General features: G+C 57.4%; 31 protein-coding genes and 1 pseudogene. 18 read left to right on the top strand and 14 right to left on the bottom strand.

Annotated features, from left to right (window positions below; translation table 11 throughout):
* Positions 1-7 precede the first annotated feature (7 nt).
* From cheR to ABIE29_RS12770, 7 genes are all read left to right on the top strand, one after another.
* Positions 8-880, top strand: a complete 873-nt coding sequence (gene cheR, locus ABIE29_RS12800; protein WP_429619156.1) for a protein-glutamate O-methyltransferase CheR — start codon at positions 8-10, stop codon at positions 878-880.
* On the top strand, positions 880-1,929 hold the full coding sequence (locus ABIE29_RS12795) for a protein-glutamate methylesterase/protein-glutamine glutaminase (protein ID WP_429619155.1): 1,050 nt from the start codon (positions 880-882) through the stop codon (positions 1,927-1,929). The genes cheR and ABIE29_RS12795 overlap by 1 nt, the downstream gene beginning before the upstream one ends.
* Before the next feature lie 49 nt (positions 1,930-1,978).
* Entirely contained in the window at positions 1,979-2,368 is a 390-nt protein-coding gene (gene cheY, locus ABIE29_RS12790) for a chemotaxis response regulator CheY (protein WP_429619154.1), read from the top strand.
* Between the two features lie 14 nt (positions 2,369-2,382).
* Entirely contained in the window at positions 2,383-3,027 is a 645-nt protein-coding gene (cheZ, locus tag ABIE29_RS12785; RefSeq protein ID WP_429619153.1) for a protein phosphatase CheZ, read from the top strand.
* A gap of 299 nt (positions 3,028-3,326) precedes the next feature.
* Positions 3,327-4,469, top strand: coding sequence for a flagellar biosynthesis protein FlhB (gene flhB / locus ABIE29_RS12780; protein WP_429619152.1), 1,143 nt, complete (start codon positions 3,327-3,329; stop codon positions 4,467-4,469).
* A complete protein-coding gene (flhA, locus tag ABIE29_RS12775; RefSeq protein ID WP_429619151.1) occupies positions 4,462-6,540 on the top strand; it encodes a flagellar biosynthesis protein FlhA in 2,079 nt (692 codons plus the stop codon). Before flhB ends, flhA begins: the two co-directional genes overlap by 8 nt.
* The gene (locus tag ABIE29_RS12770; RefSeq protein ID WP_429619150.1) at positions 6,540-6,941 is read left to right on the top strand and encodes a flagellar protein FlhE; all 402 of its coding nucleotides are present in this window, start codon (positions 6,540-6,542) and stop codon (positions 6,939-6,941) included. Before flhA ends, ABIE29_RS12770 begins: the two co-directional genes overlap by 1 nt.
* Here the strand turns inward: ABIE29_RS12770 and ABIE29_RS12765 are convergent.
* From ABIE29_RS12765 to flgA, 4 genes and pseudogenes are all read right to left on the bottom strand, one after another.
* Positions 6,932-7,122, bottom strand: a pseudogene (locus tag ABIE29_RS12765) (LysR substrate-binding domain-containing protein); the annotation flags it as partial. The gene ABIE29_RS12770 and the pseudogene ABIE29_RS12765 sit on opposite strands and share 10 nt — an antisense overlap.
* Positions 7,123-7,285: 163 nt before the next feature.
* Complete coding sequence (locus ABIE29_RS12760; RefSeq protein ID WP_429619149.1) at positions 7,286-7,720, bottom strand: flagella synthesis protein FlgN; 435 nt, start codon at positions 7,718-7,720, stop codon at positions 7,286-7,288.
* Between the two features lie 21 nt (positions 7,721-7,741).
* Positions 7,742-8,053, bottom strand: coding sequence for a flagellar biosynthesis anti-sigma factor FlgM (flgM, locus tag ABIE29_RS12755; RefSeq protein ID WP_429619148.1), 312 nt, complete (start codon positions 8,051-8,053; stop codon positions 7,742-7,744).
* Positions 8,054-8,147: 94 nt separating this feature from the next.
* Positions 8,148-8,804: a flagellar basal body P-ring formation chaperone FlgA gene (flgA, locus tag ABIE29_RS12750; protein ID WP_429619147.1), complete on the bottom strand. Its 657-nt coding sequence runs from the start codon at positions 8,802-8,804 to the stop codon at positions 8,148-8,150.
* A gap of 163 nt (positions 8,805-8,967) precedes the next feature.
* Here flgA and flgB point away from each other — a divergent pair, with 163 nt between their 5' ends.
* From flgB to flgL, 11 genes are all read left to right on the top strand, one after another.
* Positions 8,968-9,381: a flagellar basal body rod protein FlgB gene (flgB, locus tag ABIE29_RS12745; protein ID WP_429619146.1), complete on the top strand. Its 414-nt coding sequence runs from the start codon at positions 8,968-8,970 to the stop codon at positions 9,379-9,381.
* A 5-nt stretch (positions 9,382-9,386) separates the two neighbouring features.
* Positions 9,387-9,791, top strand: coding sequence for a flagellar basal body rod protein FlgC (gene flgC, locus ABIE29_RS12740; protein WP_429619145.1), 405 nt, complete (start codon positions 9,387-9,389; stop codon positions 9,789-9,791).
* A 15-nt stretch (positions 9,792-9,806) separates the two neighbouring features.
* Entirely contained in the window at positions 9,807-10,514 is a 708-nt protein-coding gene (gene flgD / locus ABIE29_RS12735) for a flagellar hook assembly protein FlgD (protein ID WP_429619144.1), read from the top strand.
* Positions 10,515-10,597: 83 nt separating this feature from the next.
* Entirely contained in the window at positions 10,598-11,836 is a 1,239-nt protein-coding gene (gene flgE, locus ABIE29_RS12730; RefSeq protein WP_429619143.1) for a flagellar hook protein FlgE, read from the top strand.
* A gap of 12 nt (positions 11,837-11,848) precedes the next feature.
* Positions 11,849-12,604, top strand: coding sequence for a flagellar basal body rod protein FlgF (locus ABIE29_RS12725; protein WP_429619142.1), 756 nt, complete (start codon positions 11,849-11,851; stop codon positions 12,602-12,604).
* Between the two features lie 17 nt (positions 12,605-12,621).
* Complete coding sequence (flgG, locus tag ABIE29_RS12720) at positions 12,622-13,404, top strand: flagellar basal-body rod protein FlgG (RefSeq protein WP_021180943.1); 783 nt, start codon at positions 12,622-12,624, stop codon at positions 13,402-13,404.
* Between the two features lie 125 nt (positions 13,405-13,529).
* On the top strand, positions 13,530-14,183 hold the full coding sequence (locus ABIE29_RS12715; RefSeq protein ID WP_248944543.1) for a flagellar basal body L-ring protein FlgH: 654 nt from the start codon (positions 13,530-13,532) through the stop codon (positions 14,181-14,183).
* Between the two features lie 10 nt (positions 14,184-14,193).
* Complete coding sequence (locus ABIE29_RS12710) at positions 14,194-15,294, top strand: flagellar basal body P-ring protein FlgI (protein ID WP_429619141.1); 1,101 nt, start codon at positions 14,194-14,196, stop codon at positions 15,292-15,294.
* Positions 15,294-16,235: a flagellar assembly peptidoglycan hydrolase FlgJ gene (gene flgJ / locus ABIE29_RS12705; protein ID WP_429619140.1), complete on the top strand. Its 942-nt coding sequence runs from the start codon at positions 15,294-15,296 to the stop codon at positions 16,233-16,235. The genes ABIE29_RS12710 and flgJ overlap by 1 nt, the downstream gene beginning before the upstream one ends.
* 141 nt (positions 16,236-16,376) lie before the next feature.
* Positions 16,377-18,029: a flagellar hook-associated protein FlgK gene (gene flgK, locus ABIE29_RS12700; protein WP_429619139.1), complete on the top strand. Its 1,653-nt coding sequence runs from the start codon at positions 16,377-16,379 to the stop codon at positions 18,027-18,029.
* Between the two features lie 61 nt (positions 18,030-18,090).
* Positions 18,091-19,053, top strand: a complete 963-nt coding sequence (flgL, locus tag ABIE29_RS12695; RefSeq protein WP_429619138.1) for a flagellar hook-associated protein FlgL — start codon at positions 18,091-18,093, stop codon at positions 19,051-19,053.
* Positions 19,054-19,209: 156 nt separating this feature from the next.
* Here the strand turns inward: flgL and sra are convergent, their stop codons facing one another.
* From sra to fliJ, 10 genes are all read right to left on the bottom strand, one after another.
* On the bottom strand, positions 19,210-19,335 hold the full coding sequence (sra, locus tag ABIE29_RS12690) for a stationary-phase-induced ribosome-associated protein (protein ID WP_429619137.1): 126 nt from the start codon (positions 19,333-19,335) through the stop codon (positions 19,210-19,212).
* A gap of 298 nt (positions 19,336-19,633) precedes the next feature.
* Positions 19,634-20,416: a flagellar biosynthetic protein FliR gene (fliR, locus tag ABIE29_RS12685; protein ID WP_429619136.1), complete on the bottom strand. Its 783-nt coding sequence runs from the start codon at positions 20,414-20,416 to the stop codon at positions 19,634-19,636.
* 2 nt (positions 20,417-20,418) lie between these two features.
* Complete coding sequence (gene fliQ, locus ABIE29_RS12680; protein ID WP_021180950.1) at positions 20,419-20,688, bottom strand: flagellar biosynthesis protein FliQ; 270 nt, start codon at positions 20,686-20,688, stop codon at positions 20,419-20,421.
* 209 nt (positions 20,689-20,897) lie between these two features.
* Positions 20,898-21,653, bottom strand: coding sequence for a flagellar type III secretion system pore protein FliP (gene fliP, locus ABIE29_RS12675; RefSeq protein WP_429619135.1), 756 nt, complete (start codon positions 21,651-21,653; stop codon positions 20,898-20,900).
* A complete protein-coding gene (gene fliO / locus ABIE29_RS12670) occupies positions 21,650-22,054 on the bottom strand; it encodes a flagellar biosynthetic protein FliO (protein ID WP_429619134.1) in 405 nt (134 codons plus the stop codon). The genes fliP and fliO overlap by 4 nt, the downstream gene beginning before the upstream one ends.
* Positions 22,054-22,467 carry a flagellar motor switch protein FliN gene (fliN, locus tag ABIE29_RS12665; RefSeq protein ID WP_021180953.1) on the bottom strand — a complete coding sequence of 138 codons (414 nt, stop codon included), beginning with the start codon at positions 22,465-22,467 and terminating at the stop codon, positions 22,054-22,056. The genes fliO and fliN overlap by 1 nt, the downstream gene beginning before the upstream one ends.
* Positions 22,460-23,464 (bottom strand): flagellar motor switch protein FliM, encoded by a 1,005-nt coding sequence (gene fliM, locus ABIE29_RS12660; protein ID WP_429619133.1) that lies wholly within the window; start codon positions 23,462-23,464, stop codon positions 22,460-22,462. Before fliM ends, fliN begins: the two co-directional genes overlap by 8 nt.
* Before the next feature lie 6 nt (positions 23,465-23,470).
* Entirely contained in the window at positions 23,471-23,962 is a 492-nt protein-coding gene (gene fliL / locus ABIE29_RS12655; RefSeq protein WP_429619132.1) for a flagellar basal body-associated protein FliL, read from the bottom strand.
* Positions 23,963-24,097: 135 nt separating this feature from the next.
* Positions 24,098-25,318, bottom strand: coding sequence for a flagellar hook-length control protein FliK (locus ABIE29_RS12650; RefSeq protein WP_429619131.1), 1,221 nt, complete (start codon positions 25,316-25,318; stop codon positions 24,098-24,100).
* On the bottom strand, positions 25,315-25,761 hold the full coding sequence (fliJ, locus tag ABIE29_RS12645) for a flagellar export protein FliJ (protein WP_429619130.1): 447 nt from the start codon (positions 25,759-25,761) through the stop codon (positions 25,315-25,317). The genes ABIE29_RS12650 and fliJ overlap by 4 nt, the downstream gene beginning before the upstream one ends.
* Between the last annotated feature and the right edge of the window lie 15 nt (positions 25,762-25,776).

Raw genomic sequence — 25,776 nt, 5'->3', positions numbered from 1 at the left:
AAGGGTTATGAGTAGCTCATCCTCACCCACCAAAAAAGAGCCTGCGTCTTTGCTGACACAGATGGTGCAACGGCTGCCTTTGTCGGATGTGCATTTCCGACGGATCAGCCAGTTGATCTACCAACGTGCCGGGATTGTGCTGGCCGAGCACAAACGCGAGATGGTTTACAACCGTCTGGTACGTCGCCTGCGTCTGCTGGGGATAGCTGATTTTGGTAGCTATTTGGTGCTACTGGAAAGCGACCCCAACAGCGCCGAGTGGCAGGCATTCGTCAACGCGCTGACCACCAACCTGACGGCGTTTTTCCGTGAGGCGCACCATTTCCCGATCCTGGCGGAACATGCGCGCTCGCGGCCCAACGGTTACTGCGTGTGGAGTACTGCCGCCTCGACCGGTGAAGAGCCTTACTCGATCGCCATTACCTTGAATGAGGCTCTGGGGCAGCGGGCGACGGGGACCCAGGTATGGGCCAGCGATATCGATACTCAGGTATTGGAAAAGGCCGAAGCGGGAGTGTATCGCCAGGAAGATCTGCGCACTCTGGCACCGGCGCAGATGCAGCGTTATTTCCTGCGGGGTACCGGGCCTCACCATGGTCTGGTAAGGGTTCGGCCAGAACTGGCGGCACAGGTGCATTTCCAGCCGCTCAATCTGCTGGCCCCTGAATGGGCGTTGCCGGGGCAATTTGATGCGATATTTTGCCGTAACGTCATGATCTATTTCGACAAAGAAACACAAGAGCGCATTTTGCGGCGCTTTGTGCCGCTGCTTAAACCTGGGGGCCTGATGTTTGCCGGCCATTCCGAAAACTTTAGCCAGCTCAGCCGGGATTTCTACTTGCGTGGGCAGACCGTGTATGGCCTGACCAAGGAGAGGTAATGAATAAAATCAGCGTATTAAGCGTAGACGACTCTGCCCTGATGCGGCAGTTGATGACCGAGATTGTCAATAGCCATCCCGATATGGAGATGGTGGCGACCGCCCCTGATCCACTGGTGGCGCGCGATCTGATCAAAAAATTCAACCCGCAGGTGCTGACACTGGACGTCGAAATGCCGCGTATGGACGGGCTGGATTTTCTGGAAAAACTGATGCGCCTGCGGCCTATGCCGGTAGTGATGGTGTCGTCGCTGACCGGACAGGGCTCGGAGATCACCCTGCGGGCGCTGGAGCTGGGCGCGGTGGACTTTGTCACCAAGCCGCAACTGGGGATCCGCGAAGGCATGCTGGCCTACAGCGAGCTGATTGCCGAAAAGATCCGCACGGCGGCCAAGGCGCGCCTGCCACAGCGTTCAACGGCACCAGCGCCGGAGATCCTCAGCCATACGCCGTTGTTGAGCAGTGAGAAGTTGATCGCTATTGGGGCGTCTACCGGCGGTACCGAGGCAATCCGTCATGTCTTGCAGCCGTTACCGGCTACCAGCCCGGCGTTATTGATCACTCAGCATATGCCGCCAGGTTTTACCCGTTCGTTTGCCGAGCGGCTTAACAAGCTGTGCCAGATCACGGTGAAAGAGGCGGAAGACGGCGAGCGTGTATTGCCGGGCCATGCCTATATCGCGCCGGGAGATCGTCATCTGGAGCTGGCACGTAGCGGCGCCAACTATCAGGTTCGGCTGCATGATGGCCCGCCGGTGAACCGGCATCGTCCTTCGGTCGATGTGCTGTTCCGTTCGGTGGCCCAGTTTGCCGGGCGCAATGCGGTAGGGGTGATCCTCACCGGTATGGGGAATGACGGTGCGGCAGGAATGCTGGAAATGCACCGTGCCGGGGCGTATACCCTGGCGCAGAACGAAGCCAGCTGTGTAGTGTTTGGTATGCCGCGTGAGGCTATTGCCACTGGCGGAGTGAATGAAGTCGTGGAGTTGGAGCGCATGAGCCAACGCATGTTGGCGCAGATCGCGGGTGGTCAGGCGCTGCGTATTTGATGTTATGCCCCGAACCACGGGGCAAAAACGATTAACCTTAGGAGTAATAATGGCAGACAAAAACCTTAAATTTCTGGTGGTGGATGATTTTTCCACCATGCGCCGCATCGTCAGAAATTTGCTGAAAGAATTGGGTTTTAACAACGTCGAGGAGGCGGAAGACGGGGCAGATGCGTTGAACAAACTGCGTGTCGGCGACTTCGATTTCGTGGTATCGGACTGGAATATGCCGAACATGGATGGCCTTGAACTGCTGCAAACCATCCGCGCCGACGGCGCGCTGGCGTCAATGCCGGTGCTGATGGTGACGGCAGAAGCCAAGAAAGAGAACATCATTGCTGCCGCTCAGGCGGGGGCCAGCGGCTACGTAGTGAAACCCTTCACGGCGGCGACGCTGGAAGAGAAGCTCAACAAGATCTTTGAAAAACTGGGCATGTAAAAAAGGAGAGGGCGATGAGAGATATTCCAATGCCTGTCAGCGATGCAGCGACAGCGGGTGAGATCATCTCCCGCATCGGTCAACTGACCCGCATGTTGCGTGACAGCATGCGTGAGCTGGGGCTAGATCAGGCTATCGCTCAGGCTGCCGAAGCGATCCCGGACGCACGTGACCGTCTTGATTATGTTGTCACCATGACGGCGCAGGCGGCGGAACGGGCACTCAACTGCGTGGAGGCGGCACAGCCTCGCCAGGCGGAGTTGGAGTCGCAGGCCAATACGCTAAAAGGGCGCTGGGACGAGTGGTTTGCCAACCCGATCGAGTTGGCAGATGCCCGTTCACTGGTGACGGATACCCGCCAGTATCTGGATCGGGTGCCGGAGTATACCGCATTCACCAACGCCCAGTTGCTGGAGATCATGATGGCGCAGGATTTCCAGGATCTCACCGGTCAGGTGATCAAGCGTATGATGGACGTGGTGCAGGAGATCGAAAAACAGTTGCTGATGGTGCTGATGGAAAACATCCCGGATCAGCCGGCCAAAGAGAAAAAACCGAACGACAGTCTGCTCAATGGCCCGCAGCTGGATCAGAATGGGGTTGGCGTGATCGCCAATCAGGCCCAGGTGGACGATCTGCTCGACAGCCTGGGTTTTTGATCTTATCAGGGCGCACTCCCTTGCACCCTATACCCGTCGTCTTTCGAGCTGTAGCGTTGTTACCTGTATCTAGGCATGTCGTACAGGGATGTACAAATGCCGCAAGCGCATGGATGCGCAGGAGCGGCCAGCTCGAAATCCAGAGGGTAGAAACTCTAATTACTTTGTTATTGGACATGATATCGCTGTCCATCCCCGAAATAACCGACCTTTTTCGCCGTTGTTCCCGCAATGAAATCTGCATTTTTTTGGCATGCTGACGCCAATTCTATTCTTCGCATGCAATGGGAACCCTCGCCTTGGCCGAAGACAGTGATATGGAAAAAACTGAGGCCCCCACACCCCACCGGCTGGAAAAGGCGCGTGAAGAGGGCCAGATTGCGCGCTCGCGCGAGCTGACTTCGATCCTGATGCTGATCGCCGGGTTATCGATCTTGTGGGGCGCGGGTGGCCATATGGCGCAGCAATTGGCGAGGATGTTATCGGAAGGGCTGCATTTCGATCACAACATGGTCAGCAACGATAAGCAGATGCTGCGTCAGTTTGCCATGCTGCTGCGTCAAGCGGTGTGGGCGCTGATGCCGATCCTGGCCGGATTGGTGCTGGTGGCGCTGGCGGCCCCGATGCTGCTGGGCGGTGTGGCCTTCAGCCTCAAGTTTGATGCCAAGCGCATGAACCCGATCTCCGGATTAAAACGGATGTTCTCCACCCAGGTACTGGCAGAATTGCTGAAGGCCATCCTCAAAGCGACGCTGGTGGGCTGGGTGGCCGGTCTGTACCTGTGGCACAACTGGGCGGCGATGCTGCATCTGGTCACGCAGCAGCCGCAGGACGCACTGCGCAATGCGCTACAGATCGTGATCTTCTGCGGCATGCTGATCGTTCTTGGGCTGGTGCCGATGGTGGCCTTCGACGTGTTTTATCAGCTATGGAGCCACTTCAAGAAATTGAAGATGACCAAGCAGGAAATCCGCGACGAACATAAGCAACAGGAGGGCGATCCCCATGTCAAGGGGCGTATTCGCCAGCAACAGCGGGCCATCTCTCGCCGCCGCATGATGGCCGACGTACCGAAGGCCGACGTGATCGTCACCAACCCGACGCATTACGCCGTGGCATTGCAGTACAACGACAAGAACATGAGTGCGCCAAAAGTCCTTGCCAAAGGAGCAGGGGAGATTGCCCTGCGTATTCGTGAGTTGGCGAACGAACACCGTATCCCAACCCTGGAAGCTCCGCCGCTGGCGCGGGCGCTATACCGTCACAGTGAGATTGGGCAACACATTCCGACGACCTTGTATGCCGCCGTGGCCGAGGTCCTGGCCTGGGTCTATCAACTTCGTCGTTGGCAGCGCGAGGGCGGCCTGATCCCGAAAAAACCTCAACGTTTACCGGTGCCGGAAGCACTGGACTTTGCTGGAGAGAATAACTCAGATGGCTAATTTGGCCTCCCTGCTTCGTTTGCCGGGTAATTTTAAAGATACGCAGTGGCAGGTGCTGGCTGGCCCGATACTGATCCTGATGATCCTGTCGATGATGGTGCTGCCGTTGCCGGCATTTATCCTCGACCTGCTGTTTACCTTCAATATTGCCTTGTCGATCATGGTGCTGTTGGTGGCGATGTTTACCCAGCGTACGCTGGAGTTCGCGGCCTTCCCGACCATTCTGCTGTTCTCAACCCTGCTGCGCCTATCGCTGAACGTGGCCTCCACCAGGATCATCCTGCTGGAGGGGCATACCGGTCCGGAGGCTGCGGGACGGGTGGTGGAGGCGTTCGGCCACTTTCTGGTGGGCGGCAACTTCGCCATTGGTATCGTGGTGTTTATCATTCTGGTGCTGATCAACTTTATGGTGATCACCAAGGGGGCCGGGCGTATTGCCGAAGTCGGCGCCCGCTTTGTCCTTGATGGGATGCCGGGCAAGCAGATGGCGATCGATGCCGATCTGAACGCCGGGTTGATCGGCGAAGACGAGGCTAAAAAGCGCCGTTCCGAAGTGACGCAGGAAGCGGATTTTTACGGTTCGATGGACGGTGCCAGCAAGTTTGTGCGCGGTGACGCGGTGGCAGGCTTGATGATCATGGCGATTAACGTGGTAGGCGGCCTGTTGGTGGGTGTGATCCAGCACGGCATGGAGTTGGGTACTGCAGCGGAAACTTATACCCTGCTGACCATCGGTGATGGTCTGGTCGCCCAGATCCCAGCGTTGGTGATCTCGACGGCGGCCGGCGTGATCGTCACCCGCGTTGCTACCGATCAGGACGTTGGCGAGCAGATGGTAGGCCAGTTGTTCAACAACCCGCGCGTGATGGTATTGAGTGCTGCGGTGTTGGGGTTGTTGGGGATGGTTCCCGGCATGCCAAACCTGGTGTTCCTGCTGTTTACGGCGGCGCTGCTGGCGTTGGCCTGGTGGCTGCGCGGGCGCGAACAGCAACCGCCGAAAGTCAAAGAGCAGCCGTTGCCACAGGAAACCCCGCAGGCGGTAGAGGCCAGTTGGTCGGATGTGCAACTGGAAGATCCGTTGGGCATGGAGGTGGGCTACCGCCTGATCCCCATGGTGGACTTTCAACAAAACGGCGAACTGCTGGGGCGTATCCGTGGCATCCGTAAAAAATTCGCTCAGGATACGGGTTATCTGCCGCCGGTGGTACATATTCGCGACAACCTCGAACTGTCGGCGGCCAGTTACCGCATTCTGATGAAAGGGGTGGAGATCGGTAGCGGTGAGGCACATCCGGGTCGCTGGCTGGCGATTAATCCGGGCAATGCCGTGGGTGAGTTGGCCGGTGACAAAACCGTCGATCCGGCCTTCGGGCTCGAGGCGGTGTGGATCGATAGCGCATTGCGTGAACAGGCGCAGATCCAGGGGTTCACGGTGGTGGAAGCCAGCACCGTAGTCGCTACTCATCTCAACCATTTGCTTAGTCAGTTTGCCAGCGAGCTGTTTGGCCGCCAGGAAACCCAGCAGCTGTTGGATCGTGTCTCGCAGGAGATGCCGAAGCTGACGGAGGATTTTGTGCCAGGCGTTGTTTCGCTGACCACGTTGCACAAGGTGCTACAGAATCTGCTGGCCGAGCGAGTGTCGATTCGCGATATGCGCACCATTATAGAAACGCTGGCGGAACATGCGCCAACGCAAAGCGATCCTTTCGAATTGACCTCCGTGGTGCGCGTGGCTCTTGGGCGGGCTATCACCCAGCAGTGGTTCCCGGGTAACGGTGAGATCCAGGTTATTGGTCTGGATACGCCGCTTGAGCGCCTGTTGTTGCAGGCGCTGCAAGGGGGAGGCGGCCTTGAACCGGGGCTGGCCGACCGTTTGCTGGATCAGGCCAGACAGGCGCTGCAACGCCAGGAAATGCTCAGCGCACCGCCGGTGCTGCTGGTAAACCATGCGTTACGTGCCCTGTTGGCGCGCTTCCTGCGCCGCACCTTGCCGCAGTTGGTGGTGTTGTCGAATCTGGAAATCAACGATGAGCGTCAAATCCGCATGACCTCAACCATTGGAGCCGCCTGATGAAAGCTTTCTTTCCTTTGTTGGTGTTGTTCTCTCCGCTGGCAGCGCAGGCGGTGTCTGGCTCTTGGGCTGCCGATGCCAACGGCGTCACGCTGGAAACGGGGAGCGTGCGTGATATCTCCCCCAGCCTGCGGCCGGCTAATCCGCCGGCGGTCGATGCCCGGGTGACCAGCGTAAGCTGGCGTTATCAACTGCTGGCAGGTGCGCCTGCCGGATTGCAGGTGCAGCTTTGTACCTCCTCACGCTGCCTACCGCTCGGCGCGGGCAGCGGCCGAAGTGAGGCGTTCAACGGTATTCCCGCGGACAGCGAGTTCCGCTTCATTTATTACGTGCAGTCTCGCGGCGCGTTAAATCCTCCGCTGCGGGCGATCTCTAATCAGGTGATTGTGAATTATGAGTGAGGGGGATAAGTCATCCCTGGCGTTATTTGCCTTAACAGCCAGTCACGCAACGCAATGATATCCGGGCGTTGCGCGTTTTCTTCCGTGGTAACCAGGTAATAGCGGGCACCGGGTAATGACATCTCGAACGGCGCGGTTATTGTAACAAATCTCGCGCCAGCAACTGGCTGGCAACCACGATAAAGCGATCCTCGTACAGTTAGGTACAGGAGCCAATTCCAGCTGGCGCTAGCTCAGGTGCAAATGAAATTGTGGGAATGGTATGAAATGCAGACTCAGTAGCAGAGTTGTGGCACGTTCTGTCCCCTCTCCTTTTGGGAGAGGGCTAGGGTGAGGGGCCGTGCTCAAACCCCAATCTTACGGCCCAGCAGGCTCCCTGCGCGGGACTGACCATCGGGGCCGTACAGCGATTTATTCTGCTTGTTTAAAATTGCCAGCGCCTGCGTATTGTGCTCAATATGATGATTGAGCAGCATGCCGTTATGGTGATTCTGTTCGCGTAGCTGCAGGCTCAACTGTTGCACTTGCTGCCAACAGGCTGCCAACTGCGGCTGGCCTTCATATGGCGCTTGGCAATGTTGCAGTCGCTCCATCTCCAGCCGCTGTTGGTCCAGATAGTTGACCGTCGCCAGCAGTTGGCTTTTAGCATCGGTCACACGTTGCAAGGCCACGCCTGCCAAGGTATTCGAGCACAGTAATGTGTGCTCTTCCGTTTGCACCGTGCCTAATGCCTGCAAGGTTTCCAGCAGCTTATCCAGCAGTTGTGCCAGGTTTTGCATATCAATGACTCACCCTTAGTGTTAACCCCGATCGGCGCCGGACATCCATTCGCTTTGCACGTCTTGTAACAAGGCGTCGGCAATCTTGCCGGTATCCATCTTCAATTCGCCGTTGCGGATCGCCTGCTTGATGCTTTCCACCCGCTCCAGATCGATATCCTGGCTACCCGGCTGCATCAGGCGCGCCTGTGCCTCGCTCAGCTTAACCTGGGTGCCGTTGACCGTGCTTTCAGAAGATACTTTTTTACGCGCCTGAACTGCGCTTTCTGCCTGTGTTTCTCGCGGTTGCACCGTAGGAACGGGTTGCAACCGTTGGGTACGATCGATACTCATGTTCAATCTCCATCTATATCACCGCCGCCCTGGCAACGGGGGATGTAACGTCTATGACATTCTTATCGGCAAGCTGCGGCAAAGCTTTATTTTTTTATAATGTAATACGAATTGTGCCATCGTCATTGGCAATGCCGCTAACAATCTGCCCGGAGGCCATGCGTACGCGCACGCTGTCTTCGGCAGCGGCGTTGTTCATTGCTTTCCCCGCACCGCTGATATTAAATCCGTCGCCCTGCGCCATCACCTGTACCGCTTGCCCGGCCTTGATCGCCCAGGCCCGTCTTAGCATGATCGGATTCAATGGTTGCCCTGGGCTGATATTGCGCAGGCTGACGGCGCCGATTGCCTTGCCGCTTTCAGTCAGTGTGCGCGCCGGTAAGGTGTCCAGCCGGCCGCTTTTCAGTTTGAGATCCTCTGCGGTCAGCTTACTGCCCGCGCTAATCCCCCGCGCCGCCACCAAATAACTTCCCACCACCTGCACCTGCGCCTGAATAAAACGCCGCTCCTGGCCACAACGGGCCGAGATGCTGATGTTACCCCAGCGGCGAGCATTTTGTGGCATCGAAAGCTGTGGCAATTCGCACTGCGGCCAACGGCTCGCAGGCGTGCGCAGCAGCACCTTAACTTCGGTCACGTTGGCACTATTGGCAAATTGTGACTTGATGAAGCTCTCCACCTGTCCGGCCAGGCCCTCGGCGCGCACGTTCAGGCCGATCAGCAAGCCGACCAACAGCAGGATCCTTTTCATAGCTAGCCTCACAGACGCAGCGACCACAGGGGGACAAGTGTAACCGTATACGCGTGCAGGCTAAGCAGACAAATAGCGACGCATTTTGCCCTTATTCCCACGATAGGCTGACAGGTGGGGCGTTTATGCTGTCGGCTCCAAATTCTAACCTCGCGGAGGGAGCATGCTCGACAAATTGGACGCTGCTCTGCGTTTTGGCCAGGAGGCGCTGAACCTGCGCGCCCAGCGGCAGGAAATCCTGGCGGCCAACATCGCCAACGCAGATACGCCGGGCTATCAGGCTCGTGATATCGATTTCGCCAGCCAACTGAATAAAGTCATGGAGCAGGGGCGCGTCAGCGGCAGCGGTATTGCTCTGAATCTGACCTCAGCGCGCCATATCCCGGCGCAAAATATGCAGCCACCGTCGTTGGATCTCCTGTTCCGCGTGCCGGATCAGCCTTCTATGGACGGCAACACGGTGGATATGGACCGCGAACGCACCAACTTTGCCGATAACAGCCTGAAATATCAAACCGATCTGACGCTGTTGAACGGTCAAATCAAAGGCATGATGTCCGTGCTGCAAGGAGGATAATCCCCATGTCGTTATTGAATATTTTTGATATTTCCGGTTCGGCCCTGTCTGCGCAATCCCAACGTCTGAACGTCAGCGCCAGCAATATGGCCAACGCCGACAGCGCCACCGGCCCGGATGGCCAGCCTTATCGGGCCAAGCAGGTGGTGTTTGAGGTTGCAGCGGCACCGGGCCAGTCAACCGGCGGCGTGCGCGTTTCGCAGGTGGTAGACGATCCCTCACCGGAGCGCCTGGTGTTTCAGCCTGGCAACCCGCTGGCGGATGCCAAAGGCTATGTGCGGATGCCTAACGTCGATGTGGTCGGGGAAATGGTCAACACCATTTCGGCCTCGCGCAGCTACCAGGCCAACGTCGAAGTGTTGAATACCACCAAATCCATGTTGATGAAAACCCTGACGCTGGGTCAGTAACCGGAGCTTTTATTTATGGCCATTGCCGCCACCACCAATGAATCACTCGACAACAGCATTGCCGGGACCGGTGCCAAGAGCGGTCCCGGCAATACCAGCCAGGATCTGAGCAACAGTTTCCTGACGCTGTTGGTGGCCCAGTTGAAAAACCAGGACCCCACCAACCCGATGCAGAATAACGAACTGACCACCCAACTGGCCCAGATCAACACGGTCAGCGGAATTGAGAAGCTCAACACCACGCTTGGCTCAATCTCCGGCCAGATCAGCGGCAACCAGTCAATCCAGGCCAGTTCGCTGATTGGCCACGGCGTGATGGTGCCGGGCAAAGAGATCCTGGTGGGCAATGATGCTGGCAAAGTCAGCACCACGCCGTTTGGCATAGAGCTGGAACGCACCGCTGATGCGGTGACGGCGACCATCAGCGATGCCACCGGCAAAGTGGTACGCACCATCGACCTGGGCGGGCTGACCGCCGGTGTGCATTCCTTCTCCTGGGACGGCTCGCTGGAAGATGGCACCAATGCGCCCGATGGCTCTTACACCGTGGCAATCAACGCCAAAAATGGCAGTGAGCAGTTGGTGGCGCAGCCGCTGCGTTTTGCCATGGTTAACGGCGTCACGCGCGGTACGGACGGGGCAAAACTGGATCTGGGCGTGGCGGGGACCTCGACGCTGGATGACGTGCGCCTGATCCTGTCCAAACTGGGTTCATCAGACTAAGCGCAGTGATTTTCTACGTCGGCAATGGATCGCAGCACCGATCCTGAAGACACCTTTTTAAATGACCTATTTCGGAGAACGACATGGCATTTTCTCAAGCGGTCAGCGGTTTAAACGCGGCTGCAACCAACCTGGATGTGATCGGTAACAACATCGCCAACTCCGCCACCTATGGTTTTAAATCCGGCAGCGTATCCTTTGCCGATATGTTTGCCGGTTCGCAGGTTGGGCTGGGGGTCAAAGTGGCGGGGATCACCCAAAACTTTAATGGTGGCACCACCACCAACACCAACCGGGCAATGGATATCGCCATCAGCCAGAACGGTTTTTTCCGTATGCAAGACGCCGATGGCGGCATCTTCTATACGCGTAATGGCCAGTTCATCATGGATGCCAACCGCAACATCACCAACATGCAGGGGTTGAGCCTGACCGGCTACCCGGCAGCTGGCTCGCCGCCAACCATCCAGCAAGGGGCCGATCCGGTACCGCTGAGCATCCCTGAAGGCATGATGAACGCCAAAGCCAGTACCAACGGCAATATGGTGACCAACTTGAAATCGACCCATCAGCCGCCAAAGGTAACGCCGTTCGATCCCAACAAGACCGACTCGTTTAACTACGTCAACACCATTACCACCTACGATACCCTGGGCAATGCTCACAACATCAATGCCTACTTTGTTAAAACGGCTGATAACAAATGGGACGTTTACACCCAGGATGGCAGCGTCACCGATGCTCCGTCTGCCAAAGCGGGCAGCCTGAACTTTGACAACAGCGGTACGCTGACCGGCACGCTGAATGCGCAGGGCCAGCCAAGTGCCACGCCATTCAACCTGGTGGTGCCAATGTCGGCGAAAGACGGCGCGCTGGCGCAGACCTTTAACCTGAGCTTTGCCGGTAGTCTGCAACAGAACGTCGGCAGCGACTCCGTCAGCAAGATTGCCCAGGACGGCTATGCCACCGGGGAATACCAGGGGTTCCAGATCAACAAAGACGGCACCGTGGTTGGCGTATACAACAACCAGCAGACTCAACTGCTGGGGCAGATCGTGTTGACCAACTTCTCCAACCCGGAAGGGCTGGCCTCGCAGGGTGATAACGTCTGGAAAGAGACCGGTGCTTCAGGTCAGCCGCGTGTGGGCCTGGCGGGTGGTGGCGGCTTCGGTACGCTGACCAGCGGGGCGCTAGAGGCTTCCAACGTCGATCTGAGCCAGGAACTGGTGAACATGATCGTGGCACAGCGTAACTACCAGTCAAACGCGCAAACCATCAAAACCCAGGATTCGATCCTGCAAACGCTGGTCAGCCTGCGCTAATAGGATTGATTTATGGATCACGCGATTTATACCGCGATGGGGGGGGCCAGGCAGACGCTGGAGCAGCAGTCGGTCACGGCCAACAATCTGGCCAACGCCTCGACGCCGGGGTTCCGTGCGCAGCTTTTGGCGCTGCGTGCGGTGCCAGTTGATGGGCCAAGCCTGCAGACGCGTACGCTGGTGGTTGCCTCGACGCCGGGAGCAGACATGAGCCAGGGGCCGCTGAACTACACCGGGCGGCCACTGGATGTAGCATTGCAGCAGGACGGTTTTCTGGCGCTAAGTCTGCCGGACGGTACCGAAGCCTACAGCCGTAACGGCAGCATCCAGATCTCCTCCACCGGGCAGTTGATGGTGCAGGGCGTGCCGTTGATGGGTGATGGCGGGCCGATCGAAGCCCCGCCGCAGGCGGAATTGACGCTGGCGGCGGACGGCACCATCTCGGCGCTAAATCCGGGCGATCCGCCTAACACCATTTCCCAGATTGGCCGTTTGAAGTTGGTGAAGGCCGATGCGCGGGAAGTGGTGCGTGGGGACGACGGCCTGTTCCATTTGACTGCGGAGGCTCAGCAGCAGCGGGGCAACCAACTGCCAAACGATCCCGATGTGCGGATCATGCCGGGGGTATTGGAGGGCAGCAACGTCAAGCCGGTGGAGACGATGGTGGATATGATCGCCAACGCTCGCCGGTTCGAAATGCAAATGAAGGTCATCCACAGCGTGGATGAAAACGCACAGCGCGCCAACTCATTGTTGTCAATGAGCTGAGTGCAGAGGAATAAATCATGATCCCATCCTTATGGATTGCCAAAACCGGTCTGGATGCGCAGCAGACCAATATGGACGTGATCGCCAACAACCTGGCGAACGTCAGTACCAACGGGTTTAAACGCCAGCGTGCGGTGTTTGAAGATCTGCTGTATCAGACCATGCGCCAGCCCGGTGCCCAGTCTTCCGAGCAGACTACGCTGCCTTCCGGTTTGCAGATTGGTACCGGCGTACGTCCGGTGGCGACCGAGCGCATCCACAGCCAGGGCAATCTGTCGCAGACCAACAACAGCAAAGACGTGGCGATCAAAGGGCAGGGCTTCTTCCAGGTAGTGTTGCCGGATGGTACCCAGGCCTATACCCGCGATGGTTCATTCCAGATCGATCAGAATGGCCAATTGGTGACCGCCAGTGGTTTTCAGGTGCAACCGGCGATCACCATTCCGGCCAACGCCCTGAGTATTACCGTGGGCCGTGATGGCATCGTCAGCGTGACCCAGCAGGGCCAGACGGCGGCGCAGCAGGTCGGGCAACTGACGTTGACCACTTTTATCAACGATAGCGGCCTGGAAAGCATGGGTGAAAACCTGTACCAGGAAACCGAAAGCTCCGGTGCGCCCAACGAAAGTACCCCCGGTCTCAACGGGGCCGGCCTGTTGTATCAGGGCTATGTTGAAACCTCTAACGTCAACGTGGCGGAGGAACTGGTCAACATGATCCAGACCCAGCGCGCCTATGAGATCAACAGCAAAGCGGTATCAACGTCCGATCAGATGTTGCAAAAGCTGACGCAACTGTAATCGACGGGCGCAGCCTGCTGCGCCCGTAATCCTAATCCAGAGCAACAAAGGCGATACCCGTGGTAACCACCTTTTTAGCGGCCAGCGTGCCGCAGCAAGGCAAACGCGTCCTGGCCGGGCTGCTGATGCTGACAGTCGGCGGCTGTGCCTATATTCCGCATACCCCCCTGGTTGACGGGGCTACCACGGCTCAGCCCGCTCCGGCAGGCGCTCCGGTGCCAAACGGTTCTATTTTCCAGGCGGCACAGCCGATGAACTATGGCTATCAGCCGCTGTTTGAGGATCGTCGCCCGCGTAATATCGGCGACACTCTGACCATCGTGCTGCAAGAAAACGTCAGCGCCAGCAAGAGCTCATCCGCTAACGCCAGCCGCAACGGGGCCAGCAAATTTGGCGTGGCCACCTCACCGCGTTACCTCGACGGGCTGCTCGGTAATGCGCGCGCCGACATGGATATCTCCGGCGACAGTACCTTCGGCGGCAAGGGCGGGGCCAACGCCAACAACACCTTTAACGGCACCATTACCGTCACGGTCAATCAGGTATTGGCCAACGGCAACCTGCACGTGGTGGGCGAAAAGCAAATTGCCATCAATCAGGGCACCGAATTCATCCGTTTCTCCGGTGTGGTTAATCCCCGCACCATCAGTGGCAATAACTCGGTCACGTCCACCCAGGTGGCGGATGCACGCATTGAATACGTCGGCAACGGCTATATCAATGAAGCGCAGACCATGGGGTGGCTACAGCGCTTCTTCTTAAATGTTTCACCGTTCTAAGGATTGACCGATGTTGAAAAAGTTACTTCTCACACTGTCCATGATGTTGGTTTGCCTGCCGGCGACGGCGGAACGCATCCGCGATCTGGTGACGGTACAGGGCGTACGTGACAACGCGTTGATTGGTTACGGCCTGGTCGTGGGGTTGGACGGCTCTGGCGACCAGACCATGCAAACCCCATTTACCACCCAGAGCCTGAGCAACATGCTGTCGCAACTGGGGATCACCGTACCGCCAGGCACCAACATGCAGTTGAAAAACGTGGCGGCGGTGATGGTAACCGCCAAGCTGCCGCCGTTCTCCCGTGCGGGGCAGAGCATTGACGTGGTGGTGTCCTCAATGGGTAACGCCAAGAGCCTGCGAGGCGGGACATTGCTGATGACGCCGCTTAAAGGCGTCGATAATCAGGTTTATGCTTTGGCGCAGGGTAACGTGCTGGTCGGCGGGGCCGGTGCGTCCTCCGGGGGCAGCAGCGTGCAGGTCAATCAGTTGGCCGGTGGCCGTATCAGCAACGGTGCAACCATCGAACGTGAATTGCCCACCACCTTCGGCCAGGATGGCGTGATCAACCTGCAACTGAACGACGATGATTTCACCCTGGCACAACAGATCAGCGATGCCATCAACCGCCAGCGCGGTGGCGGCACCGCCTCTCCGCTCGATTCCCGTACCGTGCAGGTGCTGGTACCACGCGGCAATAGTTCGCAGGTGCGTTTCCTGGCGGATATTCAGAATATCAGCATTAACGTTGGAGCGATGGATGCCAAGGTTATCATCAACTCCCGTACCGGCTCGGTGGTGATGAACCGCGATGTGGTACTGGATTCCTGTGCGGTGGCGCAAGGGAACCTGTCGGTGGTGGTCGATCGGCAAAACACCGTCAGCCAGCCGGATACGCCATTCGGCGGTGGCCAGACCGTGGTGACGCCGAATACCCAGATTTCCGTGCAGCAGCAGGGCGGTTCACTGCAAAAAGTGAACGCCAGCGCCAACCTCAATAACGTGGTTCGCGCGTTGAATGCGCTGGGGGCGACGCCGATCGACCTGATGTCTATCTTGCAGGCAATGCAGAGCGCCGGTTGCCTGCGTGCCAAACTGGAAATTATCTGATGAGCAGCGATCTGATGGCCATGTCGGGTGCTGCCTATGACACCCAGTCGCTGAACGGCCTCAAGCGCGATGTTGCCGCCGATCCGCAGGGCAATATCAAACAGGTTGCCCAGCAGGTGGAAGGAATGTTCGTGCAGATGATGCTGAAAAGCATGAGGGCAGCGTTGCCGCAGGATGGCGTCTTGAGCAGCGATCAGACGCGGTTGTATACCTCGATGTACGATCAGCAGATTGCCCAACAGATGTCGCAGAAAGGTCTGGGGCTGGCGGACATGATGGTTAAGCAACTCTCTGCGGGGAACAGTCGCCCAAGCGAAACCGCCGGGACGGTCCCCATGGCGCTGGACAATGAGGTATTGCAGACCTTACCGCGTCAGGCATTGGAGCAGATGGTGCGCCGGGCAGTGCCAAAAATGCCGCCGGTGCCTTCCTTGCCACTGAGCAACGGCAACTTTGTGGCGCAGCTGTCCATACCGGCACGAGTTGCCAGCCAGCAAAGCGGTATTCCGCACCAGTTGATCATGGCGCAGGCCGCGCTGGAGTCTGGCTGGGGGCAACGCGAGATCCCAGCGGCGGATGGTTCACGCAGCTACAACCTGTTTGGTATCAAGGCCGGTCGCAGTTGGGACGGCCCGGTGACGGAGATCACCACTACCGAGTTTGAAGAAGGGGTGGCGAAGAAGGTCAAGGCCCGTTTCCGCGTATATGGCTCCTATATGGAAGCGATTGGGGATTACGTCAAGCTGCTGACCAACAACCCGCGCTACGCCAACGTTGCCAGTGCCAGCAGCCCCGAGCAGGCGGCACATGCGCTGCAAAAGGCCGGTTATGCTACCGATCCGCTGTATGCCAAAAAGTTGGTCAGCATGATCCAGCAGATGAAAAATGTCGGGGAGCAGGTAAGCAAAGCCTATACCCACGATTTGCAGGATCTGTTTTAGCCGTTGGGCGCAGCATGCTGCGCCCGTTTTTTTACTCAAGTTTGTCGTCAGATGGCCGATAACCCAAACAGGCTGGATGGCAACGCCCGGCACAATTTTTGACCTCTGTGGGCCGCTGGCACCGCAGCATAAGGAACCTCTATGTCCAACAGCTTAATCAATACCGCGATGAGTGGCCTGAATGCGGCGCAGGTTGCGCTCAGCACCGTCAGTAATAATATTTCCAACTACAACGTGGCGGGCTATAACCGCCAGACTGCGATCCTGGCGCAGAACGGCGGCCTGGGCACCATGAACGGATTTATCGGCAACGGTGCCACTGTGACCACGGTTAATCGTGAGTATAACCAGTTCATCATGACCCAGCTGCGCGGAGCGCAAAGCGAGGCTTCGGCCCAGAGCAGCTACTTTGAGAAAGTCTCCCAGATCGACAACCTGTTGGCGTCCAAAACCAACACCCTGGCATCGGGGATGGAAGATTTCTTCAAAAACCTGCAAAACGTTGTCAGCAATGCCGGGGATGATGCCGCCCGTCAGACCGTGTTAGGCAAGGCCAACGGCCTGGTGAATCAGTTCAACAATGCGGATAAGTATCTGCGCGATATGGATGCGGGCGTCAATCAGCAACTGAGCGACAGCGTCAACCAGATCAATACCTACAGCCAGCAGATCGCCCGTTTGAATAACGAAATCACCCAGATGCGGGCCAGCAGCGGCGGCAGCGAGCCGAACGCATTACTGGATCAGCGCGATCAGTTGGTGACAGAGCTTAACAAGGTGGTCGGGGTTCAGGTTACCCAGCAGGATGGTGATGCCTATACCGTGACCTTCGCCAACGGCCTGACGCTGGTGCAAGGCAACTCCTCCTACCAAGTGACGGCGATGCCTTCCAGCAAAGACCCGTCGCGCCTGACGCTCGGTTACGATCGCGGCAATGGCGCTAGCGAAATTCCGGAAAGCCAGATTGGTAGCGGCAGCGTCAGCGGCGTGCTGAAGTTCCGCAGCGAATCACTGGACAGCGCGCACAACCAATTGGGACAACTGGCCCTGGCGTTGGCCGATAGCTTTAACCAGCAGCATCGCGAAGGTTTTGATATCAACGGCGATCCGGGGGAAGATTTCTTCAGCTTCTCAGGTGGGCGTACGGTCAACAATACCAACAACACCGGTAATGCCTCGCTGTCGGTCTCCTTTACCGATACCAGCAAGGTCAAGGCCAGCGACTATCGCATGGAGTTTGACGGTGCCAACTGGCAGGTCACGCGTCTGTCCGACAACGTCAAAGTGCCTGCCACTGCAGGCACCGATGCGGATGGCAAACCGACGCTGAGCTTTGATGGCCTACAGATCGGTGTGACGGGCAACGCGAAAAAGAATGACAGCTTTACCGTGAAACCGGTTAGCGATGTGGCCGGCACCCTGAAGGTCGCCATCAGCGACTCGGCCAAGTTTGCTGCCGCAGGCGCGGAAGATGGCGGCAAGGGCGATAACGACAACGTCAAGAAACTGCTCGATCTGCAAACCGCCAAAGTGGTGGACGGCAAAGCCACCTTGAGCGGTGCCTATGCGGGATTGGTGAGCAGCGTCGGTAACCAGACCGCCACCGCCAAGGCCAACAGCACCGCACAAACCAATATTGTGACCCAATTGCAAACCCAACAGCAGTCCATATCCGGGGTCAATCTGGATGAAGAGTATGGCGAACTGCTGCGTTTCCAACAGTATTACATGGCCAATGCGCAGGTGATCCAGACCGCCAGCTCGTTGTTTGACGCCATACTGAATATTCGTTGATTTTACCGTTAACCGCAGCCGGTATGCCGGCTGTGGATGCCCTTAGTGAGGAACCCAACCCATGCGCATGAGCACCAGCATGATCTACCAACAGAATCTGTCGGGGGTCACCAATAATCAGTCTCTGTGGATGCAGTCCGGGCAGCAGCTTTCCAGCGGCAAGCGTGTGCTTTACCCTTCGGACGATCCATTAGCGGCGTCACAGGCGGTGATGATCTCGCAGTCGATATCAGAAAACAGCCAGTATGCGTTGGCACGCACTTTTGCCCGTCAGAACATCTCGATGGAAGAAACCGTGCTGCGTAACGCCGCCGACGGCATCAAGGATATGAAAACGCTGATCGTCAACGCCGGTGACGGCACGCTCAGCGACAATGACCGCGACTCTTTGGCCACCCAGTTGCAGGGGCTGAAAGATCAGCTACTCAGCCAGGCCAACAGCACTGACGGTAACGGCCGTTTTATTTTTGCTGGCTTTGCCAATGACAAAGCCCCCTTTGTTGAGCAGGGTGGCAAGGTGGTTTATCAGGGTAGCAGCTCGGCCATTGAGCAGAAAGTAGATGCTAACCGCACCATGACCGTGGGCCACACCGGCAGCTCGATATTTATGTCGCTGACCAGCAATATCAAACCGGAGCCGGACGGCAGCCCTTCCGAAGCTAACGTGTTCGAGAGTATCGACACCGCGCTAAAGGCGCTGAAGACCCCGCTGCAAGGGGCCGATGAGGCTACCCGTACGCAGGTGACGGCGGCGCTCGATAAGGCAACCCGTGGCCTGGATAACAGCTATAACAACGTGCTGAGCACCAATGCGGTACTGGGGACTCAGTTGCAAGAGTTGGACGTGCTGGACAGAATCGGCATTGAAAACAATACGGCTAACCAAAATGAGCTGACCGCGCTGGTTGATGCGGACGTGGTAGAGGCGATCTCGTCTTACTACATGCAGCAGGCAGCCTTACAGGCATCGTATAAGACCTTCAGCGATATGCAGGGTATGTCGCTATTCCAGATGAATCGCTAAGAAATAGATATTCACGCTTGTAGGGCACTGCGCCCTATAACGTGGATATAGAGCGCAGCACCGTTTTTACACAGCCTGATTTAACGGCGGGAAACGTCAGGATATTCAGGCAGGATAAGTGACCTCACTATTTTAACGCTACGCATTAAAAACAGGTTATTTTTTCTTTTTGGCTACGGTCCAAATCTTACCGCAGGCGGAAGGTGTGATCTGCATGCGGTTACTGCTCCAATGCGCCATTCCCAAGGCTCTGCGTGCCTTCCTGTTGGTTTTCGTCTTCATTCCATGCTCCTGGCTGTATTGAGATAAGTCAGTTGAGATAAATAAAATACCGCCGCCTGAAGGCGCGGTGTTTTATTTTCTTGGTTATCAATTTTTAATAAACCGCCAACCAAGCCAATGGTTTAATCCGTGTTTTATACGGCATGGGATTTATTTGATGAGGTCATTCTAAGGGGGGTATTTTATTATTCAAGCCCAGCAGGATAATCGCCGCTAAATCTGGTTAATTTCGCTTTTTCAACTTTTTATCTCGGAAAATATCTTTCGCTGCGAGTTTGTCTTGCGGGTAATCTCAGCGTTAAGGGGACATACCGCCGATCACCGCCGCCAGACGATCGAAAAACTCACCGAACAGATGCTCGCAGAAGGGGGCCAGCATCGGCATCATCATGCCAAGGGTCAACATGCCGATGGTTAACGTCACCGGGAAACCGATCACAAATACCGAAAGCTGTGGGGTAACGCGGTTGAGCAGGCCAAGTGCCAGGTTCAGCGTCAGCAACAGGCAGATCAGCGGCAGGGCCAGCATCATACCGTTAATGAAGATCAGCGTTCCTGCCTGGGTCAGCGCCAGGAAACCGTTACCGTTCAGCGGCCGCGCCTGGATCGGCAGGGTGTGGAAACTGTCTGCCAGCAGCGATATCAACCACAGGTGACCATCGAAGCTGAGGAACAACAACATCGCCAGCAGGTTCAGCAGGCGCGCCAGCAGTGGCGTATTGGGGCCGCCGGAGGGATCGAAGAAGGTAGCAAAGGACAGCCCCATCTGCATGCCGATCACCTCTCCTGCCAAGCGCACCGCAGCGAAAGCGAACTGCATCGTCAAACCGATCGCCACGCCGATCAGGATCTGCTGCACGGTCAGCCACAGGCCGGTGACCGAAAACAGGGGGATATTGCTGGTGGGCAGCGTGGGAGCGATCAGCAAGACGATCAGGCCGCCAAGGCCGATTTTCACCCGCTTGGAGATCTGTTTTTCGCTGAACAGCGGGGCGGTGCTAATCAGCGCCAGGACGCGCAGCAGTGGCCAGAAGAACTGGCTGAGCCAGACGCTGAGCTGGGCGCTGTCAAAGGTCAGCATGGTTAGCCGATCAGGTTCGGCAGGTTGCTGAACAGCATGCGCATGTAGTCCAGCAGCAGGTTGAGCATCCACGGTCCGGCAACGATCAGGGTGGCGACCACGGAGAGAATTTTGGGAATAAACGACAGCGTCATTTCGTTAATCTGCGTGGCGGCCTGCAGCAGGCTGACGATCAGCCCGCTGAACAGCGCGGCCAGCAGCAGCGGGGCGGCCAGCGCCAGCGCCACTTTCATCGCTTCCGTACCCAGCGCCATTACCGATTCAGGTGTCATCTCTTTTCTCCAATATGGGAGGTTGCGTTCTGCCCCTCACCCCAACCCTCTCCCAAAGGGAGAGGGAGCTAATCTGTGCTCCTTCGGAAAGAATATTGTGCTGTCAGTAATTCTTTTCTTTCAGATGGATAACTAAAGTTTCAGCAAACTCGATCGGTCCCCTCTCCTGGGGGAGAGGGTTAGGGTGAGGGCGAGGGGGCCACTCCGATCTAGCTATAAAAACTCTGTGCCAGCGATCCCAACAGCAACTGCCAGCCATCCACCAGCACAAACAACATCAGCTTGAACGGCAGTGAGATAGTCGCGGGCGGTACCATCATCATCCCCAGCGCCATCAGCACGCTGGCCACCACCAGATCGATGATCAGGAATGGAATAAATACGGTAAAGCCAATCTGGAAGGCGGTTTTCAGCTCACTGGTGACGTAGGCGGGCAACAGAATACGCATCGGGACGGCCTCCGGGCCTTCCAACGCGGGCAGGTTAGCCAGCCTGGCGTACAGGGCGAGATCGCTTTCCCGTGTCTGGCGCAGCATAAATTCGCGCAGCGGTTGCGAACCTTTGTCGATCGCTACCTCCATGCTGATCTTGTCCTGGCTGAACGGCAGATAGGCATCCTGGTACACTTTGTCGAACACCGGTGACATGATGAAAAAGGTCAAAAACAGTGCCAGCCCCAGCATCACCTGATTGGGCGGTGCTGACGGGGTGCCGAGGGCGTTACGCAACAGCCCGAGCACGATGATGATGCGGGTGAAGCTGGTCATCATCAGCAGCATTGCAGGCAGGAAGCTGAGCGAGGTGAGCAGTACCAGCGTCTGTACCGGCAGCGTCCAGCTTTGGCCGCCGTTGGCCGTAGGTTGGCTAATCAGCCCCGGCAACTGTGCCAAAGCGGCAGGGCTGAGCAGTAGCAGGCCAGCGGCCAGCAGCGGGCCAAAAGCCCGGCGGTGGGAGGATGGATTCATGCCGATTTATCCGGGCGTTTTAATACGTTTTGCATCAGCTGGCGGAAATCTGCCGGTGATTTATGGTCTGTTGCCTCCTGCGCCGGTGGTGCGGGCAGGGTGTGTAACGGGGTGATCTGCTGAGCCGTAACGCCCAGCACCAGCCAGGTGTTATCCACTTCAACCACCACCACACGTTCGCGTTGGCCAACCGGACAGCTGGCACGTAGGTTGAGCAATTTTTGATTGCCACGGGCCTGCGGGGCAAAACCCAGCCGACGGAACAGCCAGCCAGCGAGCAAGATCAGCAGCAAAACTGCGCCCAGCGCGCTGCTGACCTGCATCAATACCGAGCCGGTTGGCAATGCCGTACTGCTGGGCTGCTGGGTGCTTTGTGTCTGCACGCTGGCGTTGGCGTTCATCAGCGGCTCAGGCGGCGCATGCGCTCGGAAGGCGTGATGATATCGGTGATGCGTACGCCGAACTTGTCGCCGACCACCACCACTTCGCCCTGCGCAATCAGATAGCCGTTAATCAGGATATCCAATGGCTCACCAGCCAGACCATCCAACGCCACCACAGAGCCTTGCGACAGGCGCAGTAACTCTTTGATGGTCATCTTGGTGCGGCCCAATTCCACGGTCAGCTTGACCGGGATATCCAGGATCAGATCGATATCTTGCAGGCTACCCAACGCATCCTGAGCTTCCAGCGACTTGAATACGCCCTCGGTAGAGGCGGATTTCTCGGTCGCCTGTTGCTCGTTAAACGCATCAGCCCACAGATCGTCTACGGAGTCCTTCTCTTCGCCAGACGGTTGTTTAGGATCACTCATTGGGCCGTTCCTCACTCAGGGCATTCAAAATAGGGTTAATCAAATGTTCAACACGCAGGGCGTACTGCCCGTTCAAGGTGCCGTATTGGCTGGTCAAGACCGGGACGCCGTCAACATGGGCAATCAGGCGTTCCGGTTTATCGATCGGTAACACGTCGCCCGGCTGGAGTTTCAGCACTTTCGACAGGCGCATCGGGATATCGACAAAGTTGGCTATCAACTCCAGTTCGGAGTGCTGAACCTGTTTCACCAGCGTTTCCCGCCAGTGGCTGTCTTCCTGGCGTGAGTTCTCCAGCGGTGGGTTAGTCAACAGCTCGCGCAGTGGCTCGATCATGGCGAATGGAATACAGATATTGAACTCGCCGCTCAGTGCCCCGATCTCCACCTGGAACGGCGTGGTCACCACGATATCGTTGGGAGAGGTGGTGATATTAGTGAACTTGACCTGCATTTCGGCACGCACGTATTCCACATCGATCTTGTAGATGGCGCTCCAGGCATCGCCGTAGGCGTCCAGCGCCAACCGCAGCATGCGCTTGATCACCCGCTGTTCGGTCGGCGTAAATTCGCGGCCTTCAACCTTGGTAGGAAAACGGCCATCGCCACCGAACAGGTTATCCACGGCGATAAATACCAGGCTGGGGGCAAACACAAACAGCGCCGTGCCGCGCAGTGGATTCAGGTGTACCAGGTTCAGGTTGGTCGGCACCGGCAGGTTGCGGGCAAACTCATGGTACGGCTGGATCTTGATCGACCCAACGGTGATATCCGGGCTGCGGCGCAACAGGTTAAACAGCCCCATGCGAAACTGGCGGGCAAAACGCTCGTTAATGATCTCTAGCGCGTGCAGGCGCTCACGCACCACGCGGCGTTGAGTCGTGGGATCGTAAGGTTTTATCTCGCTTTCATGACCGATGACGGCGGCGGGTTCATCCCCCGCGCTGTCGCCATTGAGCAGTGCGTCGATCTCGGCCTGTGAAAGAATATTGTCGCCCATGGTTAATTACCGCAGTATGAAGGCAGTGAACAGCACATCGCTGACCACTTGCTTCGGTTGTCCCGTCACCAGCGGTGGGCTGAGCACGTCTTTAATCTGTGCCACCAGTTGCTGTTTCCCTTGCTCGTTGGCCAGTTTGCTTGCTTCCTGGCGTGAAAGCAGCATTAGCAGACGGCTACGTACTTCCGGCAGAAAATCGTTCAACTGGCGGCGTGTTTCTTCATCTGGCAGGCGCAGCGTCAGGCCGATATACAGCACGCGGTCCGGGTTGTTATCTGGGGTCACCAGATTGACGGTAAAGGTATCCAGCGGCATAAACACCGGTGCCGGAGGTGGCTGCTTTTTTTCCTCGGCGGCGGGTTGACCGTTCTTATGCTGCTGCATCAACCACCAGCTATAGCCTGCGGCGCCGCTCGCGCCCAAGGCGATCAGTACCAGCAGGATCACCAGTATCGGACGTTTCTTTGTTGCTGCTGTTGGAAGGGAGTTCTGAGACATTACTAAGCCAAATCCTGTTCTATGCGTGCTGACAAGCTGCACGCAATACATGTAATTCCATTATCCCGCTTATTCTGGGCTGCAATAGCCAGAATAGACGGGGAAAAGCGTGCCAGCTTGGGCGTTTGCACGCCGTCAGGCGAAAATATCAACGCCGTCGACCGAGCGTGCCATCGCCTGCAACGCCGCTGGAGCACTCAGGGCTTCAACGCCGGTTTCGGCGCTGCCGTGCTGTTCACGGTAAGAAGGCTGCCCGCCTTGGTGAGAGGCTTGCTGCTGCGACTGTTGCGGCTGCGGCAGTGACTCACCGCCAACGCTGCTATGGCCAAGGTTGATACCGCTTTCCGCCAACGCATGGCGCAGATGAGGCAGGGCCGCTTCCACCGCAGCCCGCACCTGGCCATGTGCCGAGGCGATATGCAATTGGGCCTGGTTATCGTCGAGCTTCAGGGTGATTTGCAAGGCCCCAAGTTCCTGCGGATGCAGGCGTAATTCGGCGCTCTGCTGGCCGTTGCGGTGGAACATCAGCACCTGCTGCCCCAGCGCCTGCTGCCATTCCGGGCTGCCGAGTTGAGCGTTCAACTGTGGCGTTGCCGGTATGCTTACCGTCGGGCTGACAGGTTGGCTGGCGATGACCGGGCTGGAAACCGGTGCTGGGGCGGCGTGCTGTGGAGTTGCTGAAGGTTGCGCCGATTCAGCCGCCATTTTCAGTGGGGTGGTGCCGCCATCTTGATTGTCATCGGTCTGAGAAGACAGTACCGCCGCCGCGTCGGTTTTGGTGGTCGAGGCGGATTTATCGTCTATGTTCGGCTGCGCTTTTGACGCTGGCAGACCGGTAGGGGATAACGCCGGTTTTTCGCTCAGGGTGGTTAACAGTGATGCCGCTCCCGTCAGCGGCGTTTCGTCTCCGCTTGGTTCAGCGGTGGTCGCTACTCCATTCCCTGGTAACGGCTGCACTACGGCGGCAGGCAGCATGGCAAACAGGGCCTGCAAGCTGGCCAAATCTAAAGTATCGACAGGTTGCAAAGGTTGTTCGTCATCGCTGTTGGTTAACCGGGTTTGGCTATCGTCTGCCGCATCCAGATCCTGCGGAGCGGCCAACAACCGGCCACGATCGCCAAACGAGGTCAGCAATTGGTTAAGTTGTTGGCGGCTAAGGGCGGAGATTTGCGGATCGTCGGCCAGAAGCTTTGCCGCGTCAGGTTTACCCGTTGGCTGCCCATCGGGCGCGAAGCGTTCGCCGAGCAGTTGAGCAAAGCTGGCAGCAAGCCCGGCATCATCCAGCGACAGCGCGGTAAGCCCAATATCCGTGCCATCAGCGGTCGCCGGTAGGCCAGAGAGTACGTTGAGATTCATGGATTCAGATTCCTTTGTGAACTGCGTTGCGCGAACTCATCCATCAGTTTTTGGTCACGCTTGTTTTCCAGCATCAGCTCGGCGCTGAGGGCTCGGGTATTGAGCGTTTCGAAAGCGTTCAGTCGCTGCTGTTTGTCCTGCCACTGCTTGACCGCCCGTTCGACCTTCTCGCCCCACTTTAGCAACTGCTGGCGGTGCTGGTTGATGGCCAGTTCGAGCGTGCCGATAAACTGCTGGTAGTTTTGCCAACTGGCGGAACCCATGCCGCTAGATAGGGTGCTGTTCAGCTTTTGCCGATACTCATCCTGGTAGTTGAGCAGCATGGCAAGCTGTTGCTCCGCCGCCTGTTGCGCCTGACGTGCCTGGCCGAGGTGCTGTGCGGCCTGTTCTACGGCATCCTGCGCCAGATCGCGCAGGATAATCAGCGGTGACTGTGGTTTCATGGTGCTTAGGCTCCG

It is taken from the genome of Serratia sp. 2723 (assembly GCF_050434425.1).
Classification (GTDB): Bacteria; Pseudomonadota; Gammaproteobacteria; order Enterobacterales; family Enterobacteriaceae; genus Chania.
This window is presented reverse-complemented; position numbering and strand designations above follow the sequence as displayed.